The sequence below is a fragment of the Paenibacillus sp. FSL H3-0321 genome, assembly GCF_038002865.1.
Lineage (GTDB): Bacteria > Bacillota > Bacilli > Paenibacillales > Paenibacillaceae > Paenibacillus_AQ.
Genome location: NZ_JBBODH010000001.1, coordinates 6,882,788 through 6,901,524 on the forward strand (window position 1 = coordinate 6,882,788; position 18,737 = coordinate 6,901,524).

12 protein-coding genes and 1 pseudogene are annotated in these 18,737 nt (G+C 50.6%); 8 read left to right on the forward strand and 5 right to left on the reverse strand.

What is annotated here, in order from left to right; all coding sequences use genetic code 11:
- Nucleotides 1-84: 84 nt before the first annotated feature.
- The 3 genes and pseudogenes from MHI45_RS30290 to tnpA all read left to right on the forward strand — a co-directional run bounded on the left by MHI45_RS30290 (nucleotide 85) and on the right by tnpA (nucleotide 3,080).
- Complete coding sequence (locus tag MHI45_RS30290) at nucleotides 85-873, forward strand: helix-turn-helix domain-containing protein (RefSeq protein WP_076113119.1); 789 nt, start codon at nucleotides 85-87, stop codon at nucleotides 871-873.
- A 226-nt stretch (nucleotides 874-1,099) separates the two neighbouring features.
- Nucleotides 1,100-2,410: a hypothetical protein gene (locus MHI45_RS30295; protein ID WP_144024434.1), complete on the forward strand. Its 1,311-nt coding sequence runs from the start codon at nucleotides 1,100-1,102 to the stop codon at nucleotides 2,408-2,410.
- Between the two features lie 196 nt (nucleotides 2,411-2,606).
- Nucleotides 2,607-3,080: pseudogene (gene tnpA, locus MHI45_RS30300) on the forward strand (IS200/IS605 family transposase).
- 784 nt (nucleotides 3,081-3,864) lie between these two features.
- Here tnpA and MHI45_RS30305 read toward each other — a convergent pair.
- Nucleotides 3,865-4,758 carry a LysR family transcriptional regulator gene (locus tag MHI45_RS30305; RefSeq protein ID WP_076113121.1) on the reverse strand — a complete coding sequence of 298 codons (894 nt, stop codon included), beginning with the start codon at nucleotides 4,756-4,758 and terminating at the stop codon, nucleotides 3,865-3,867.
- Between the two features lie 210 nt (nucleotides 4,759-4,968).
- Here MHI45_RS30305 and MHI45_RS30310 point away from each other — a divergent pair, with 210 nt between their 5' ends.
- The 4 genes from MHI45_RS30310 to MHI45_RS30325 are packed head-to-tail and all read left to right on the forward strand — an operon-like array spanning nucleotide 4,969 to nucleotide 10,048.
- Nucleotides 4,969-5,937: an ABC transporter ATP-binding protein gene (locus MHI45_RS30310; RefSeq protein WP_038589253.1), complete on the forward strand. Its 969-nt coding sequence runs from the start codon at nucleotides 4,969-4,971 to the stop codon at nucleotides 5,935-5,937.
- A 27-nt stretch (nucleotides 5,938-5,964) separates the two neighbouring features.
- On the forward strand, nucleotides 5,965-7,059 hold the full coding sequence (locus MHI45_RS30315; protein WP_341118516.1) for an ABC transporter substrate-binding protein: 1,095 nt from the start codon (nucleotides 5,965-5,967) through the stop codon (nucleotides 7,057-7,059).
- Nucleotides 7,060-7,064: 5 nt separating this feature from the next.
- Entirely contained in the window at nucleotides 7,065-8,744 is a 1,680-nt protein-coding gene (locus MHI45_RS30320; RefSeq protein WP_341118518.1) for an ABC transporter permease, read from the forward strand.
- Nucleotides 8,741-10,048 (forward strand): MBL fold metallo-hydrolase, encoded by a 1,308-nt coding sequence (locus tag MHI45_RS30325; RefSeq protein WP_076113124.1) that lies wholly within the window; start codon nucleotides 8,741-8,743, stop codon nucleotides 10,046-10,048. The genes MHI45_RS30320 and MHI45_RS30325 overlap by 4 nt, the downstream gene beginning before the upstream one ends.
- A 132-nt stretch (nucleotides 10,049-10,180) precedes the next feature.
- Here MHI45_RS30325 and MHI45_RS30330 read toward each other — a convergent pair whose 3' ends face one another.
- The 4 genes from MHI45_RS30330 to MHI45_RS30345 form a co-directional block, all read right to left on the reverse strand.
- On the reverse strand, nucleotides 10,181-12,583 hold the full coding sequence (locus tag MHI45_RS30330) for an ABC transporter permease (RefSeq protein WP_341118519.1): 2,403 nt from the start codon (nucleotides 12,581-12,583) through the stop codon (nucleotides 10,181-10,183).
- Entirely contained in the window at nucleotides 12,583-13,350 is a 768-nt protein-coding gene (locus tag MHI45_RS30335) for an ABC transporter ATP-binding protein (RefSeq protein WP_341118520.1), read from the reverse strand. Before MHI45_RS30335 ends, MHI45_RS30330 begins: the two co-directional genes overlap by 1 nt.
- Before the next feature lie 99 nt (nucleotides 13,351-13,449).
- Nucleotides 13,450-14,892 carry a HAMP domain-containing sensor histidine kinase gene (locus MHI45_RS30340; protein ID WP_341118521.1) on the reverse strand — a complete coding sequence of 481 codons (1,443 nt, stop codon included), beginning with the start codon at nucleotides 14,890-14,892 and terminating at the stop codon, nucleotides 13,450-13,452.
- A 24-nt stretch (nucleotides 14,893-14,916) separates the two neighbouring features.
- A complete protein-coding gene (locus MHI45_RS30345) occupies nucleotides 14,917-15,615 on the reverse strand; it encodes a response regulator transcription factor (protein WP_076113128.1) in 699 nt (232 codons plus the stop codon).
- 192 nt (nucleotides 15,616-15,807) lie between these two features.
- Here MHI45_RS30345 and MHI45_RS30350 point away from each other — a divergent pair, with 192 nt between their 5' ends.
- Nucleotides 15,808-18,144: a hypothetical protein gene (locus MHI45_RS30350; RefSeq protein WP_076113129.1), complete on the forward strand. Its 2,337-nt coding sequence runs from the start codon at nucleotides 15,808-15,810 to the stop codon at nucleotides 18,142-18,144.
- Nucleotides 18,145-18,737: the final 593 nt, after the last annotated feature.

Here is an 18,737-nt window from a genome sequence, read left to right on the forward strand (position 1 = left end):
TGCAACCTGTGGTTGACAGATTGTTAACGTCGCTTGGTAGTCAGGAACATGCCGGTTTAATACGATAAGCTTGAGGTGATGATGATGGATTTTGCGGATGAATTGCAAGGCTACAGAAAACAAAGGGGGATGTCCCAAGAAAATTTGGCGGAGGTCATCGGTGTGTCGCGGCAAGCCGTATCTAAGTGGGAATCGGGTCAGTCGAATCCGGAAATGGATAAGATGATTGCCTTAAGCGAGTTCTTTGGTGTAAGTATGGACCATATGGTCAAAGAAGTTTCGGGCAATCAGGAAGCAGTCCCGCCACTCGTTACTGGGAATTTCCACGCTGATGTAACTGCAAAGTATCATTATGAATACAAGAGCAAACGAACGTTGTTCGGGATTCCGCTGGTGCATATTAATGTAGGACGCGGAATTCATGTCGCCAAGGGAGTTCTGGCTATTGGGAATATTGCCGTTGGCGGTTTGTCAGTCGGAATCCTCTCGCTTGGAGGCCTATGCTTCGGCGCACTTGCAGGGGGAATGATCAGCATTGCCGGGCTGGCTCTCGGCTTGCTTCTGGCCATTGGCGGGCTGGCCGCAGGAATTATCGCTATTGGGGGTCTTGCCGTTGGGATCTTCGCCATCGGCGGGCTGTCCATCGGAATGTTCTCGCTCGGCGGCTGTGCGATTGCCTCGCGGATCGCCATCGGGGGTTATGCAAGCGGACATATTGCGATCGGCGACGTGACCAAGGGGGCGTACACGATCTTGGTCGAACAGGATCATTTCAGCAGCATTCAGGCAGAGCAGGTGAGGGGACTGATTAATCAGGAGTACCCGCGCCTGTGGAAGCCAGTGGCGGAAGGGATTATAGCTATATTCGAATAGAAGCCAGTGTAGCATCCAGCCTCTGATCACTGACAGGGAACTTTCTAACCAGCTTTCGGAGCGCATGGCTGTGGCGGTGTACTCCGGGGGGATTTCTGCAGGAAGGCTGGCAACCCTGTTACAATTTGGTATACTGAGCCTATTATTACAACTTCCTATGCAACCAGAGTTTGACAGATGAAGTAGTTTTCGCATAGAGATCTAATGTGTTATGGGGGAAATGGGATTGAAGAAGGCTGTTTTATGTTCAATATTGTTCGTGCTTGTAATGGGGAGCTTGGTTCCTGGAGTGGGAGCAGCTGCGAATTCTGTCTATCCGAGTGATAATGGGCCCCGGCAATCCAGTTATGCTGCACCGTTAGCCAAGCCGGAGTTGAAGTGGGCGGTTCCGTTCACAGGAGAAATTAAGCAGGTGGTTATTGATTCAGCAGGTATTTTGTATGTTCTGTCCGAAGGAGTGCGGGTAGTGAAATTAACGTCACTCCGGGCAAGCGGCGAGATCCTCTGGTCCAAGGAAATAAAGGGCGTAGAGGCGAATACACTCAACCTGTCCAACGATAAGTTTCTGATCGTATCAAGCTCGCTCGACGGCCGGGAGCTGACGGATTCTTCTAGGCTGAACGACAGAACGGCGATTGTATCCAAATACACTATCGCCGGAGAGCTGCTTTGGGAAAATACATACGAATATGTAATGAGACTCGGCAATATCACCGTAGGCGATGACGGCTATGTGGCGCTTGCGCTATCGTACTTTACTCAAGCAAGCGGATCGAAGAGATATACGGAAAATGTGAAGCTGATCGGCATGAATGCGAGTGGTGAAACCAAGTTCAACAACACAATGGTTTCGGACACGGAGACGGTCCCTGTAAATTTCTCTGCTCCTCTAATTGTGAAGGACAACGTATACTTGTCGATATCCAAGGGATTCATGAGACCTTATAGTTCAAGAGCGATGATGGCCGAATTCACGGATGCCCAATTTTTAAAGATCAGCAAGCAGGGAGTATTGTTGTCCAGCACAAAGTATAAAGGCATTAATCCGTATGCTCCTGTCTATTACAACAACAATTTCTATGTGAGCGGTGAACCCTATGGCGGGGACAACAACTTGTATATAATCAATACCGCCGGGAAGATCACCAAGACCATCAGCGTAGAAGCGGGCCATATCGGCAACCAGATTCCAGCTTCCATCAGCAAGGATGGGCATATTGTTTTTGCACAGCATGTGTACAGTCCTGCCGGCAAGCTGCTCTGGAGTTTTCAGCCGACTGTCAAAGGCAAGGTCTACCGCTTTTATCCGTATTCCGTACCTGGGCTCATCCTTGACAGCAGCCAGAATATTGTATTTAGCGGATATGATAGTCTATACGGTGGCGCTTACATTAGCTCCATCAATATGAAGACTAAAAAGATCAACTGGAGCTTGCCCATTAACACAGACGCACGGTCTCCAATCATCATTGGCAAGGACGGAACGATATATGTATGGGGGAATAAGGTGTATGCATACGGCAAGAAAGCTTCGTAAGTAAGCTGAACCTTGAACAGCTATTCCAAAACGGCAGAAATGCCGTTTTTTTGTTATGGCTTTAGCCAGTTGAGTGCGTGAAACGCGCGAAACAAAAAACCACCCGCTATGCGGGTGGAGGGAACGAGGGTTTGACCACCAAGACCATTCCGATAGAATTGAGATGTTCAGGCTCAATGGAAAGGAATGGTCAAAGATGGCAAACAAGAGCTATAGTCTAGCTCACACGAAGTGGATGTGCAAATACCATATCGTGTTCACCCCGAAGTATAGACGGAAAGAAATATATAATCAAGTAAGGAAAGATTTAATCGAAATCTTCAAGCGTTTATGTAAATACAAAGGAGTCGAGATCATAGAGGGACACATGATGCCAGATCACGTGCACATGTTGGTCGCGATACCGCCGAAGATCGCCGTGTCCACGTTCATGGGATATCTGAAGGGAAAAAGTTCGCTCATGATCTTTGAGAAGCATGCTGGACTAAAGTATAAGTATGGGAATCGAAAATTTTGGGCGGAAGGATACTACGTGAGCACCGTGGGTTTAAATGAAGCCACGGTAGCCAAATAAATCCGTGAACAAGAAGCACATGACCAAGCCATAGATAAATTGAGTGTAAAAGAATACGAAGACCCATTCAGTGACAAAAAGAACAAAAAGAAATAAGCCCGTTTAACGGGTAAGTGAAGATGACAAATTACACTGAGCCTGAACAAATGTGTGGTCAGGCTAGCGTCTTTAGGCGCAGTTTGGCAACGAGGGGTTATACCCCTAGAGCAAACCACCCGTTGGACGGGTGGTCCTGATTGCCCGCGTCCCCGGATAAGCACGCATTTTACAGCTGGTGAAGGTCGTGACGCGGGAGGGGGCAATCCCTTGTGTGCAGGGGGATTTCTGAGCAGGCCAAGCCCCTGAGCAGGTCAAGCCGCGCGCAAGTTAAATCCCCTGCGTAAACAACCCCTGGGCAGGCCAATCCCGCCCAAACCAAGCCTCTGAGCAGGTCAAGCCGCGAGCAAGCCAAATCCCCAGCGTAAACCAATTGGCATAGCAGGATAAGCTCCGCCCAAGCCAATCCAGCACAGGCCAATCCGCCCAAACCAAATCCCCCACGTAGGCTGCGGACTGTATAGCTCTTATTTATGCGTATCTGTTCATTTCAGCGGGTTCGCGGACCGTATGGCCGTTATTATGCTTCAGCATCATGTTTATAGAGGTGATTTGTGCAAATAGCTGCATTCCAGTCCGCAAGGTGGCTTAATGAGGCGGATTCATGTGAATAAGGGCGCCTCGGTCCGCAACGTTTCCTCCGCACTCAACCTCTGCCCCCAACACTCTGCCCGAATCACTCTGCCCGAATCACTCTGCCCGAATCACTCTGCCCAAATCACTCTGCCCTCAATAACTCTATCTCCTATCACGATGTTCGAGTCGCTTTCTGCTTGTCTCGCCTTCAGATGCGGATCGTGCGGATCAAATCGATGAACAACCCGATCAGCGGCGAGTAGTGGCGGTCGCGATTGTAGGAATAGAAGATATGCCGCTGAAAATTGTAGTCCGGAATAGTACGCATCATTAATTTTCCCCTCGCCACCTCATCCTCCACGGCAAGCCGTGAAATAAAAGACACATGTCTGCCGCCCATAAGCGATTGCTTGATCGCCTCCAGTGAATCGAGCAGGATATGGGCTCTTGGCGTTACGCCGGACCGTTCAAACCATTTGTTGGTCAATTGGCGTGTGCTCGATTCCATATCATGCAGAATAAAATGGGCAGACGCGATCTCGGACGGACTAAGCCTGGTCTGAGCTGCAAATTCATGCGTGGGGGCGAACACCAGTACAAGCTCATCTTCGCATAAGGATTGGCTGTGCAGAGTGGGCACATAAAAGGATTCGGTGGACAATATGCCCAGATCAATTTCATGATTCACCAGCATCTCTTTAATTACAGGGGAGGGCTTAACCGATAACGAAATCGTTGTTCCCGGATGCTGCTCTCCGAACTGGCCCAGGATTTGGGGGAGAATATACGTGGCCGGCACATAACTTGCGCCGATTTTGAGCGTGCCGCGGCCTGCATTATTGAACTCCTTCACTACCCGCTCGGCCTCTGCGGCCAGTGCATTGATTTTGACGGCATAATGAAGAAACGCCTTGCCGCTTTCCGTCAGGATCATTTTATCCATTCTCGACTCAAAAAGCTTCTCCCCGAGCTGCTGCTCCAAATTCTTCAAATGATAAGTCACTGTAGGCTGCTTCAGTCCCAGTTCTTCGGCTACTGTCGTGATTTTCCTGTGTTTATGGAGCAGTTCTACGATCTGCAGCTTAATCAAATTCAGGTTCATTTCTATTCACTCCCTCGTCTGCTAGCTAAACGATAACATAGAAAAATTCTATGAATGTTAAAATAAATCGGTGAAAAAGTTAATATCGGCGTTACACCCGGCAAATATTGCGGGAATTGTTTGCCTATAAACTAAGGACATGTTCATAGCAACCTTACTTTAGTGCAGTCATTATCTTTTTATAAGTTAAGAACAGGCAGGTACATGAGAATGAAGCAGCTTATCATTAGCGGACTGGAAAAGAAATTCGGTGACGTGCATGCCCTGAAGCCTGCCGATCTGACCATTGCGGCAGGAAGCTTTACCACGTTGCTTGGGCCTTCGGGCTGCGGTAAAACCACCCTGCTTCGTCTGCTTGCAGGACTGGAAACACCGGATGCCGGAGAAATTGTGGCTGACGGGGAACTTATTTTCTCCAGCAGCCGGAAGATCAGCCAGCCGATTCACCGCCGGAATTTCGGCATGGTCTTTCAAGATTTTGCGCTTTGGCCGCATCTGAGTGTCTTTGAGAATGTAGCGTTTGGGCTGCGGGCATCGCGGCAGAAGAAGGAGCTGCGCAGCCGGGTGCAGGAAGCGCTACGCAGCGTAAGACTGGAAGGACTGGAGCTGCGGTTTCCCCATCAGCTGTCCGGCGGTCAGCAGCAGCGGGTCGCTTTTGCCAGAGCGGTGGTGACCCGGCCCAGGCTGGTGTTGTTCGATGAACCACTCAGTGCGCTGGATGCCGTCCTCCGGGATGAGATGCGGCTGGAGCTGCTCTCACTGGTGAAGGACATGGGCATCACCGCACTGTACGTGACACATGACCAGACCGAAGCGATGTCCATGTCGGATGAGGTGGTTGTCATGCATGGCGGAAGCATCCTGCAGACTGGTGCCCCCGAGGAAATTTACAAGAAGCCGGCAGAGCCCTTTGTGGCCCGCTTTATCGGCAGGTCAAACTGGATTGTCCCCGGGAAGCAAATGCTTCGGCCGGAGCAACTACGCTGGATCGACAGGGAGGGAACCTCTCAGGCATTTACCGGAATCATCCGGCATGTCAGCTATATGGGTGACCGCTATGAGGTCATTCTGGAGATGCAGGGAATGGGCACCTGGACGGCTTATCATTCACACCGTTTAACGGTGGGTGAGAGCATTCAGGTCTACGCCTCACAGGAGCACATTCACCATCTGAACTAATCACAATTATTATTAGGAGGTCTTCCCTTGAATTTCATTAAAAAAAGCAAACTAGGTTCCGTTCTTTTGACTGCCGTACTAAGCATCAGCCTGGCTGGCTGCGGTTCCTCCAATACACCTGAGGCTAACGCTAAAGCGAACGACAGCAAGACCAAAAACAATAATACTCCTTCTGCTACTGAACAAGCCTCACCACCGGCAGAGAATACGCTTAGCGGCAGTCTTGTGGTATACAGCGCTGGACCTGAGGGACTGGCGAATAAAATCAAAGTAGGGTTCGAAGCGAAGACTGGAGTCAAAGTGGAAATGTTCCAGGGCACCACAGGCAAGATTCTTGCTCGGATGGAGGCGGAGAAATCCAACCCGGTGGTCGATGTGGTGGTTCTTGCCTCCCTGCCTTCCATGCAGGGCATGAAAAACGACGGATTATTGCTTCCTTATCAAGAAGCGGTGAATGCCGGCAAACTTGTCAGTGACTGGTCGGATGCGGAAGGGAATTACTTCAGCTACAGTGCGTCCGCACTGGGAATTGTCTATAACACCAAGAAAGTAACCACACCGCCGGCTTCCTGGTCTGACCTGGGCCAGCCGGAATGGAAGGGCCTGGTCAACATCCCCGATCCTTCGCTCTCCGGCTCGGCACTGGATTTCATGACCGGTTACCTGAGTGCTCAAGGAGACAGCGGCTGGGATCTGTTCAAGCAATATAAAGCAAATGGGGTGGCGATGGCAGGCGCGAATCAGGAAGCGCTGGATCCGGTAATTACCGGTGCCAAATCCGTGGTTGCCGCAGGAGTTGATTACATGGCCTACAAAGCCAAAGCGGATGGAGAACCGGTGGATATCGTGTATCCGGCTGAAGGCACAGTGATCAGCCCGCGTCCGGCGGCCATTATTAAGACGAGTGCAAATGTGGACAACGCCAAAGCATTTATTGATTATCTGCTTTCCGATGAAGCCCAGGCACTCGTAGCCAAGGCGTACCTGCTGCCGGGAAGAAGCGATGTGAAGGCGGAGAACCGCGCCAATCTGGATGAGATCAAAACCTTTGACGTGAAATGGGATTGGATGAACGAACATGGCGATGAAGTGTCTACAACATTCACGGATCTGTTCAAATAAGCGGAATGAAAATTAACGCTTTACGCTCATTTAAGTGGGTGAGCAGCAGCCTTGCTTTGTGTATACTGGTTATTCTGGTGCTGCTGCCGCTGCTTCTGATCTTCTGGACTAGCATTTATTCTGGTCAAAAACTGGATATCACCGCGCCGCTCAGGACCATTACCGGAAACAGCGGGCTAATGAAGGTGCTGCTGAATTCTCTGGGTCTTGGAGCAAGCGTAGTCGCCTTGACTACAGTGTTCGCCTTGCCGCTGGCCTGGATTATGGCCAAGAGTGACATCGGGCGCCACGCCTGGCTGGATGTTGTCCTGCTGATTCCGTTCATGACACCGCCTTACATCGGTTCCATGGGGTGGATGTTATTTATGCAAACTGGTGGCTATATGGAGCAGGTTCTTCCGTCTTCTGCAGCGCTGACCCCTTATTTCTTCAGCTATGGGGGGATGGTGCTGATTATGAGCCTGCATCTGTTTCCTTTCCTCTATCTGCTGCTGCGCAATGCACTGCTGCAGATCGGGGGCGGGTTGGAGGAGGCGGCTTCGGTTCATGGCGCTCCATTCTTTTACAAGGTTAGAAGAGTTATTGTACCCTTGCTGTTATCGAGCTACGGGCTTGGTGTGCTGTTGATCTTTGTTAAGACGATTGCTGAATTCGGGACACCTGCGACCTTCGGGCGCAAAATCGGGTTTTATGTTCTGACCTCGGAAATTCATAAGTATATTTCCAGCTGGCCGATTGATTTCGGCAAAGCGACTTCACTGGCCAGCCTGTTGCTCGGAGTCTGCCTGATCCTCTGGTATATCCAGACGATCATCAGCAGCCGCTATTCTTACCGCCTGGTGGGCGGGAAAGGGATACGCAGCAAGCATTACGCCGCAAAGGGAGCCTTGGGCTTCTTCAGCTGGGGGTATATTGTGCTGCTGCTGCTCGCTTCCGTCGGAGTCCCGTATTTCTCCATTATTACCGCATCATTATTGAAGCTGCGCGGGGAGGGGCTGTCGTGGGGGAATCTGACGTTAAGCCATTATGCTGAGCTGCTCTCTCCAAGCTCACCAGGCCTTCAGGCACTGATCAACAGCTTCAGCCTGGCGATTGTTGCTTCGAGCATCGCAGTAATTCTTGGCACATGGCTCGCGCTGATTATTGGCAAGGGCACAGCATGGCGGCAAAAATGGACCGATCTGTTCAGCCTGCTGCCGAACACAGTTCCGGGCATTGTCCTTGTCGTTGGGCTGATCCTCCTATGGAATGCCCGCTGGATGCCGGTCCCGCTCTATAACACTTACGGGATGGTCGTGCTGACCTATGTCGTGCTGTTCCTTCCCTACACCGTGCAGTATGTCAAGGCCAGCTACGGGCAGATTGATTCCTCCCTGATGCAGGCGGGGCAGGTATTTGGCGGAAGTAAGGCTTACGTGTTCCGCCGTATCCTGCTGCCGCTCATTCTTCCCGGAATGGCGGCTGGCTGGATGATGACCTTCACCATTTCCGGCCGTGAATTGGTGGCCTCGCTGCTGATTTTGCCGCCGTCGATGCAGACGTCGGCGACTTATATCTTTGCCCAGTTTGAACAGGGCGCAGTGGCGATGGGCATGGCAATGGCCGTAATCTCTGTAGGCGTTACAACTGCATTGCTGCTTGTAATTCAATACTTAAGTCCAGACAGAAAGCGGAGACAACTATGACCAAGCTGACCATATGGGGGGGCGCCGGGGAGCATGGGCGCTCCTCCTACCTTTTACAGGGTAAGGAATCCTGTATTTTGCTCGATTGTGGTGTGAAGAAGGAAGGGAAAGGAGAGTATCCGCTGCTGGATGCCGCGGTTATTCCGCAGCTTCAAGCGGTCTTTCTATCCCATGCCCATGAGGACCATTCGATGGCCCTTCCGCTGCTTTATAAATATGGCTATAAAGGGAAAGTATGGACAACACGCGATACCTTCAGGCAGCTGCCCGGCTATTTCGAGGCGTGGAGCAGATATACGGCCGCTGAGTCAGCCGGGCTGCCTTATGGAGATGAAGACAAGCAGGCGATGGAATTTATGTTTCTGGACGAGCAGGCCGGACCCCGCACCTGGCTGAACGTTGCACCCGGCCTGCGTGTGCAGTGGGGGCGAACCGGACATTTGGCTGGTGCAGTATGGCTTGCCCTGGAATGGGAGGGGAAGACGGTCTACTTCTCCGGTGATTACACCGAGGAGTCGCAGCTGCTGGCTGTGGACCGGCCACAGGCGCTGTTCTTGTCCGGGCCTGAGGCAGGCAGGGAGCAAGGAGAAGCCGATCTGGCCATCATCGACGCCGCCTACGGAGCGGATCCCGCAGAGCAGCAAGTGAAACTGCTGCAGCTGGAGACTGCGGTCCGGGATACTTTAGAAGGCGGCGGCTGTGTGCTGCTGCCCATGCCGCTGCAAGGCCGGGGCCAGGAGCTGCTCATCTGGGCTGCTGAGCGGTTTCCACAAGCGCAGCTTGTGGTGGAGGAAGCTCTGCTGGCTCCGCTCAGAGCGCTGCGAACCCGTTCAGGTTGGCTGAGAGATGAGGCTCCCGGCAGCATTGACCGGCTCCTGAACAGCAGGAACTTGAAAGCAGTCTCTGTTCCTTCCGAACGGAAGGAGGCACTGAGGCAGCGGAAGAATAAGATAATCTTCACGAACGACGCACTGCTCCAGTCTCCTACAGCCCAGTGGTATTACCGGCAGCAGCTTGATGTTCCCGGCAGCCATGTGATTTTTACAGGCCATTTGCCTGAAGGCAGCTTTGGCCGCAACCTGCTTGGGCAGCAAGGCAGCGGCGGCTGTAAGGTTTCACTGATCCGCTACAAGGTGCATCAAGGCCTTCCTGACATCCGCCGGATGCTGCGGGCTGTTCCAAGCCGCCGCACAGTGCTGGTTCATGCCCCTAAGAAGCAGACGGATCAGGTGCTTTCCATCCTGGAGGAAGAAGGATTTACGGGACTGTATTCTCTGCTTCCCGGGGACAGTATCTCCTTCTGATGCACCCGAATACCCTCTTTTAGACAGCAAGCCAGCTCGACATTTGAGCTGGCTTGCTGTCTGTTTGCTGTTATCTACTAAACCCAGCGGTCCGCAAAAGGGCGGTTCAATGGATTATTCAAATAGCTGCTGTTATTCCGTGACCAGAACCCGTGGTGAAGTGCTGCGGATAACGCTGGAGGCGATCCAGCAGCCGAGACCGGCCACGGTTATACTAAGCAAAGCGAGGAAGGAGATGCCAGCCCACTGCATTAGGAGCGGCAGCTTGACAATACCATAGGAGGAGAGCAGCCCTCTTAATATGCCGGGGAGGAGGAATACCCCGCAGCCGATGCCGAGAGCGGCCCCGGCCGCGGACAGCGCTACAATGCTCCAGGTTACTGCACCCCGGATGTTATTCGAAGTCAGCCCGATGGATTTGTAGATGCCATAGGTCTTGGTTTCCTTGCGGATATGAATCCGGCAGGTGCTGTAAATAATGAGGCAGGTGACCAGCAGAAACAGCAGGCTCAGAATGCTCATCGGAATGATCAGGACCGCCGTAGCTTCCTTGAATACCGAATCGAGCAGGGTTTGCTGTTTGATGGCCTGAATTCCAGGGCCATATTTGTCATTCAGCTGCTGCACTATCTTATCTGCATCATCGTCGTTTATTAAATTCAAGTAAGCTGTATCAGGGTGAAACTGGGTGAGCGCATCCGAGGTTATTCTGGCTTGATTGGACATATTGGCAATGGATTGATAAATGCCGGTCACTGTGAAGGTGTGCCGCTCTCCTTCAACATACAGCTCTATAACATCTCCGAGCTCTTTCCCGAGCTGCCTGGAGATGTTGATGCCGATGGATATTTCATTCCGGTTGGCCGGATTTCTGCCGTTTAAGGAGGCGAAGCCCACCTCATCCAGACTTCCTTCTACGGCATTAAGCGGAATGCTGAGGGATTGTGCTGCATCGTCCACCTTCCCGGAGCTTCGCATGGTTTCCGCAGACACAACGCCGATGGATTGGCCCGCCCAGTTAAGGTTCAGGATAGCGGGATCGGCCTTAACCTCGGCATTCAGAGCTTCACGGTCGAAATTCGCTTCGTTCACGACCATGACAACAATATCAGAGGCATCATAACCCCACAGCGGTGAGGTTTTCTGCATTTGATAGATGCTGTTCAAGAGGACGAAGCCGAAGACCAGCACTGACGTTGTAACGGTGGTCAGAATAAGCATCAGGATAGAGCCCTTAAGATTTTTGGTTACATTTCTCAGCCCGATGACAGCAGGAACCGGCCAGCGTTCAAACTCACGGCCCCGTTTTCCCCGGCCTTTCGAACGTTTGCCAAGGCTGCTGTGCGAAGCTTCAGACATGCCATAACGAATGGCCTGCATCGGCTGGATGGAACGGGTTTTGCTGGCATAAATCCACACGCATACAAGAATCAGCAGCAGCATCCCTGCTCCGACCATCCAATCAGTCCAAGCTCCTTGGAGCCGAATCGAGGAATAATCAGTCTTTAAGAAGGATAGAGACTGTTCAATAATCACTCCCGATAAAAAGCGGCTGATCCATAGCCCGGGCAGGATGGACAGCAGTGCAAGAAAACTGTACTGGGCAACGTAGGTGCCAATAATCTGCCTTGAAGTCAGACCCATGGATTTAAAAATCCCGATGGTTTTGTAATTGGCCAGAATTGCATCCGAAATCGTAAAGCTGATCGTAAACAAGGCAACCAGCATCATTACAATGCCAAGGAAGCTCATGACAAAACCGATGATTTTGTTCATGATAAAGTAGAAAGCTGAAATTTGCTCATAGCTGTTCATCTCTTCCATAAATGGCGTGCCCAGAAATTTCTCAAACCGCTCCCAATAATCAGCACGCTGGCTGTAGTCAGCGAAACGGAGTCCCAGAATATATGAATCTGTGTCTTGAACAGAGCTTAGATCCTGCTGGTAGTCGCTGCTGTTCATCCAGATCCGCGCTGTTGTGGAAAAGGGTCCTCCCAGCGGAAGGTCGATCACGACAGCAGATACAGTTAAGCTAAGAGGAGTATTACCTGTCTTAAACTGAAGTTCGTCACCAATGGAAACATTATATTTATAGGCGAGCGAGGTTGGAATCCAAATCGTACCCTGTTCAGGATGAGCAGTCTCCGGTCCTTGGGCAAATACAAGCTCATCTGTGCCAAAGGGCCGGTCCGGTGTATTCATCATATACAAATACAGGTTGGGGATATCTTCTCCGCGGTGTTTGACTCCTGCCAAAGGCTTGTAAGGCAGCAGCACGGATGCCGTTACGCCATCCTGCTGGGACCACCACTGGGCTGACTTCTGCGGATTGTGAAGACCTCTGCTGAACATTAATAGTTCATGGGAGCCTTTAGTGTCGCGATGCAGGCTTTCGTAAAGATCTTCCGAGTTCGAAATAACGGTTATCGCGGTGTTCGTCAGCAGCGTGGACAGCAGAATAAGCAGCGCAATCAGACTGTTCTGCACTTTGCGTTTCCTCAGATTCCCCCAGCAAATCGTCATTATTGCATGCATTACGTAAGGCTCCCTTCACGGGAGATGTAGGAGAAGATGAGGGACTCTCTGTCCTGCAGCTGATCAGGGGTAAAAGCACCAAGCTCCAGCACGCCGCCAACCTGACCATCGCGGATAAAGATCAGCCGGTTCGCACGGCAGGCCGACTTGATATCATGAGTGACCATGACGATGGATTGTCCCTCGGTATTCATGCTTGTCAAAATATCGAGTACCGCAACGCCCTGATCATAATTCAGGCTTCCTGTCGGCTCATCTGCAAAAATGATCTCAGGCGTATTGATTAATGCCCTCGCAATAGCAGCTCTTTGCTGCTGGCCCCCGGACACCTCAGCTGGTAGCCGGTGCTGCTGCTCTTCAATGCTCATGGCCTTCATCAGCGACAAGGCTTTCTGCTTCACTTCACGCCGTGGTCTTGCTGCAACATAGCCGGGTAAAGCGATATTTTCCAGCAGTGTCAGATCGGGCACAAGATTGCTGCTCTGATAGATATATCCGATTTTCCCAGCTCTCAGCCCGGAAAGCTCCTTCTCGGAGAAGCTGTCCATACGCTGCTGGCTGAAATGGACTTCACCTGCGGTGACCGTGTCCAAACCGCTAAGCAAGTAGAGCAGCGTTGATTTTCCCGACCCGGAATCTCCCATAATTACGGTGAAATCCCCTTGGTAGATGTCCAAATCAATATTTCGGATGGCGTGGAATTGCTCGCTGCCGGTGGAATAGGTTTTACACAGGTTTTTGGTATGAAGTATCGCGGTTTTCGGCATGCATAAATCCCTCCAGTTATCATTTTCCTTCATTGTAGAGGGGGAATCTTGCAATAAGCTTATCAGGTTCTTAATAAAGTATTACAAGGCAAGGAGCTGTCAGGAGATAGGCAGGGTGAAATAAAATTCGGTCCCCTGATGTTTGGCGCTTTTAAAGGAAATGGTGCCATGATGGGCTTCAATAATATGTTTGCAGATCGACAGACCCAGTCCGGACCCCTCATTGAACCGCTTCTCAAATTGTGAAGGCGCATGTCCCTGGAAATAACGTTCAAATATAAAGGGCATGTCCTGCGGCAGAATTCCCTCGCCTGTATCGGATACGGTCACCGTAAGCTGATGCTGTTCCTGAACGATGGCTACCCGGATCGTATCTCCGGCAGAAGTATGCTTCAGCGCATTGGCGATAAGATTGGATAGAAGCTGTTCGATTCGGACAGGATCTATGCGGATTAGCACGTTTGGGATTTCGGAAGGCTCAGTAAATTCCACGCCTGCCGTACGGATATAAGGGCCCATCGGCCTGAGGATGGACTCGAAAATCTCCTTGCTGTAATGCTCCGCGGGATGTACAGAAATTTGGTCCAAATCTCTTAAAGCATGCACCAGCAAATCCTCGACCAGCATGGCCATCTTGTTGGCTTGCGCCTGCATAATCTCCATATACGCCATAACCGCCGGCAGGTCGGAGCAGACCCCTTCGCGGATCGCCTCAATATAGGCTTTGACGATGGTTAGCGGTGTTTTTAAATCATGTGAAATATTGGAGATAAGCTCCTTCTGGGCCTTGCTCTGCGCTTCTTTCTGCATGCTCAGCGTCATAATTTCACTCCGCATTTGATCAAATACGGCGTAGACCTCACCGATTTCATCCTGCTTTGCATATTCGGCTTTCTGCCCGTAGTTCCCCTTGAGAATGGCCTCGGCATGATCCTTTAGACCGTTAACCGGATGAAGGAGGTCGTGATTGATTTTGTGCCGGAGCCGGAATAGAAGCAGCAGCATGAGGAGCAAGGCTATCATCAGCAGAGTGAACATGGCAGGAAAAGACGCAGTTTGCCTGTAAGCGAGGAGTGAGCCGGGCAAGGTGAAGATCGCATTCCCAGCCTGCACTCCAGAATCAGGATCAACAACCGGGAAGGCCAGTTTGAACATTTCATGTGCTGTTTTGGAGCTGTATAGATCATAATGCAGATCACTTTTAAGATTCAGCTTGTTCTTATTCATGGAATGTGGAGCAGAGGAGTCGAAAAGAATGGTACCGTCAAGGCCAGTGTATTGCAGGTGGAGCTGCTTCTCTTCACTCCACTTACGCAGTTCTTCCCGTATCCTGTTCTGACTGGAGACTTCGGTGTGATGCTGCTCCAGAACCAACATAATGCCGCTTATCTCAATACGCGCCTGATTCACCACTTCGTCCGGAAGAACATCCTGTTCCGTAGTCGAAAGTCTATACTGAATGAACGCCCCGCAGCTCCCCATAATTACAATACAAGCGATGGCTGAGGCGAACCACGGTTTAAACCAATTTTTCCAATACATAGTTCAGCGGCTCCATTCTTTGATTTAATCCTGGTTGAATTTATAGCCGACTCCCCATACGGTTTTGAGATACTCAGGATTGGAGGGGTCCGCTTCAAGCTTCTCACGCAGCCGGCGTATGTACACGGTTATAGTGCTTTCATCTCCAAAGGAGGTGTAGCCCCAGATTTGATCGAGCAGCTGGCTCTTGGAAAATACCTGGTTTCTGTGCTCGGCCAAAAAGAACAGCAGCTCAAATTCCTTGGCAGACAACGAAATCTCACGACCGCCTTGCGTTACTTTATAGGCTTTTTTGTCGATGGTCAGGGTACCGATAGAAATCAGTTCGTCCTGCGGCAACGGATTTCCGAGGCTCTCCATTCTGCGCAGATGAGCCTGAATTCTTGCCACCAGCTCGCTGAGGGAAAAGGGCTTGGTCATATAATCATCCGCACCGAATCCCAGCCCCAGCACTTTATCGGTATCGCTGCTACGGGCGCTTAGAATGAGAATTGGCGTCCGGGTTTTATCGCGGATTTGTCTGCACAGCTCAATCCCGTTTGCATCTGGCAGCATGATATCCAAAATAATGAAATCGGGCTGTACTGCTTCCAGCAGCCGAAGACCGTCCACGCCATTGTCTGCAATATGTACGTCAAAACCCTGCAATGTAATATAATCCTTCAGAATACGGGAAATGTCCTGTTCATCTTCAATGATGAGAATCCGTTTGCGTTGCTGCATCGTTTACACTCCTACTTGTTTATTCTGCTTCCATTATATAGGGCATTCCTGAGATTCACTATAACTCCTTATATTCTCTATGGTTTCGGGCAGAACATAGCTTTATTATCGGAAGTATCGTCTGATATAATAGGCTTAACTATACAAATTTAAAACATAGGGTTGCTTGCTGCAATTTGGAGGAAATACATAATGATTGAAAGCACAAAACTTCACATCCCCCATGGCCGCAACTCCCTGGTACCCCGGCCAAGTCTGATGAACAAGATCAATGAAGGAATGACTGCAAGGCTGACTGTTGTATCAGCACCCGCCGGTTACGGGAAGTCAACAGCGTTAAGTGAATGGGTCAAATACAGCGGATCGCGTGCCGCCTGGGTATCCCTGGATAAGCAGGATAACGACTGGATCACGTTTTGGAGCTATGTGGCAGCTGCGGTCGAGGAGCAGTTTCCTGGGTTTGGTGCCAGAATCCGGCCTTTGCTTAAGAAAGGTTCCTCAATCTTCTCAGAGCCTGCACTGGACGTTATGCTGAATGAATTCAGAGAAACTGCTGCCGACCTGGTCATTATACTCGATGATTATCATTTCATCAGTCTCCCGGAAATACATGATTCGCTGGTCTATCTACTCCAGCATTTGCCGCCTCATATTCACTTTTTTATCGCTGGCCGTACCGACCTGGCCATACTGGCCAGCAGTATAACGGAAGCAGTCACTGTACATAAAATTACTATGCAGGATTTGAGCTTCCAACTGGATGAAGGGATGATCTTCTTCCGGGAGACAACGGATTTAAGGTTGACGAAGAAACAGGTGACACAGCTCTACCACCAGACCGAAGGCTGGATTAGCGGACTGCAGCTGGCCGCAATTGCTCTAAAGAGCAGCGATAACATCCCCCGCTCCATTGATGGCATTAGAGGCCAGCATCAGGACATATCCCGCTATTTGCTGGAGGAAATGTTCTCTCATTTGCCTGAGTCCATACGCGTATTTCTATTGGAAACCTCGATCCTGAGCCGGATGAACCATTCCATCTGTGAAGTGGTAACCGGCCAGCCGGATTGCCAGGAGCAATTGGAGAGCCTGGAACAGCTGAATTTGTTCATTATCCCTTTGGATGATCAGAGAAACTGGTACCGGTATCATCATTTGCTGTCTGATTTCTTGCAGGAACAGCTGACAGCCGAAGATCCGGCAAAAATAACTGAGGCCCATATCCATGTGGCGCATTGGTGGGAGCATTATGGATTTGAAGCGGAAGCGGTGGAACATTACTTGGAGGGCAAGCAATATGAGGACGCTGTCCGGTTGATTGAGAAGAATATCCTTCACCTTTTGCAATCCAGAAGTGTTGTGCTCAACCGATGGTTATCCGTCATTCCTGAGCATTATTTTGCTGGGAAACCAATGGTGGAAGTCTTCTATATCTCTGTGCTGCTCGGAGTGGGGAAATGGGAAGCAGCTTTTAAAAGAATTCAGCAGGCTGAGGTTTCATTCCAAACCCTGCAAGCCACTTTAAGCGAACAAGCATATCATCAGGCGATGGGCAACATCTACTTCATGTGTTCGGTCTCTGCCTATCTGCGCAAAGACTTGGTAACCATGTCGAAATACTTCGAAGAGATGGAGCAGCATATCCCGGAGGGCAGCTTTTTTCAAACGATGGGGCGCAACAGACACCAGGGATATGATGCCTTCGACGATCATTTGGTCTATATTAACGATCTTCATTATGCAGAAGAGACACTGGTGAAGTGGATAACTGTCTGGGAGAGTAAGCGGGAATATCCTTTTGTAGGTTTCCTGTTTGTCTCCTATACCAAGCTGCTCTACGAGTGGAACCGCCTGGAGGAAGCTGCTGTTTCTATTCATAAGGCGCTCAGGCGTGAGGATATTAAGCCTTATGCACGGATATTGATTCACCTTACCGTCAGCGCCGTGAGAATTCATACTGCCCAGGGGGATCCTGAAGGTGCTTCGGAGCTGCTTTCCGGTCTGGGCTCACAGATTGATTCTCCGGATCATTTGCTATTTATGAAAAGAGTTGAAGCGGAGCAAGCCTTCTTGGCACTGGAGCAGGGCCGGGTGGAAGTAGCCCGCGCCTGGCTGCAGAGCTGCGATGTAGCCTATACGGACGAGGTGTCTCTGAACCTTGTTGCCGAGCATCTGATCTTGGCGAGAGTGCTTGCGGCTTGCGAACAATCAGATAACGCACTGCAGCTGTTGGAGCGGATGTATCAGTTATTATGCAAGGAGGACCGTGAGCGGGGCCAGATTCAGGTGCTGATCCTGCAGAGTGTGCTTTATCAGGGTATGGGGCAAACGGAGACGGCCCTTGTTAAATTGGGAACCGCGTTGCACTTGGCACAGCCGCAGGGGTATATCCGCAGCTTTATTGACGAAGGCACTGCTATGAAAGAGCTGCTATCCTCTTATTCGAAGCTGGGGCGGGAGAGCAATTTGCGTAAGCATGCGGAGGTTTCCGCGGAGTATGTGGAGCGTCTGCTGCAGAGTTTTGAATAGAGGGGAGAGGGTAACTCTCTGGCAATGCATCCAAAGAAACGGCAGAAATGCCGTTTCTTTGAGTTGTTATAAACACCAGAGGGCCAGTACTCTGTAAGTACTTACTAAATACTCATTAAGTAATTACTAATAGGTTGCTGGCGCAATTCCTTGGTGTGCTCGATCGGACTTTAGCTGCCGGGCAATACGTACCATACGTACCAGAATACGTACCCGAAGAAGTACCAGAATACGTACCGAAGAAGTACCAGAGTACGTACCCGAAGAAGTACCAGAGTACGTACCCGAAGAAGTACCAGAATACGTACCGAAGAAGTACCGGAGTACGTACCGAAGAAGTACCAGAGTACGCGCCTGAAGAAGTACCAGAATACGTACCTAGCAGATTATCCCCGCAAGCTGCGGACTGTATAGCCTCTATTTATGCTGGATAGCTCTTTTTACCAGGTTCGCGGACCGTATAGCCTTTATTCGCCTTCAATTACTCCTAAATAGGAGAGAGTTGAGCAAATAGCTGCATCTGAGTCCGAAAGTCGGGTATAGGATCCGAATTTTTGCAAATAAGGTCTCCCCGGTCCGCTTGAGGTTATTCG

Bases quoted from the DNA above. Each gene is read 5' to 3' on its own strand.
- MHI45_RS30290 (WP_076113119.1), top strand. From the start codon at position 85: ATGGATTTTGCGGATGAATTGCAAGGCTACAGAAAACAAAGGGGGATG.
- MHI45_RS30305 (WP_076113121.1), bottom strand. From the start codon at position 4,758: ATGAACCTGAATTTGATTAAGCTGCAGATCGTAGAACTGCTCCATAAA.
- MHI45_RS30310 (WP_038589253.1), top strand. From the start codon at position 4,969: ATGAAGCAGCTTATCATTAGCGGACTGGAAAAGAAATTCGGTGACGTG.
- MHI45_RS30320 (WP_341118518.1), top strand. From the start codon at position 7,065: ATGAAAATTAACGCTTTACGCTCATTTAAGTGGGTGAGCAGCAGCCTT.
- MHI45_RS30325 (WP_076113124.1), top strand. From the start codon at position 8,741: ATGACCAAGCTGACCATATGGGGGGGCGCCGGGGAGCATGGGCGCTCC.
- MHI45_RS30330 (WP_341118519.1), bottom strand. From the start codon at position 12,583: ATGCATGCAATAATGACGATTTGCTGGGGGAATCTGAGGAAACGCAAA.
- MHI45_RS30335 (WP_341118520.1), bottom strand. From the start codon at position 13,350: ATGCCGAAAACCGCGATACTTCATACCAAAAACCTGTGTAAAACCTAT.
- MHI45_RS30340 (WP_341118521.1), bottom strand. From the start codon at position 14,892: ATGTATTGGAAAAATTGGTTTAAACCGTGGTTCGCCTCAGCCATCGCT.
- MHI45_RS30345 (WP_076113128.1), bottom strand. From the start codon at position 15,615: ATGCAGCAACGCAAACGGATTCTCATCATTGAAGATGAACAGGACATT.
- MHI45_RS30350 (WP_076113129.1), top strand. From the start codon at position 15,808: ATGATTGAAAGCACAAAACTTCACATCCCCCATGGCCGCAACTCCCTG.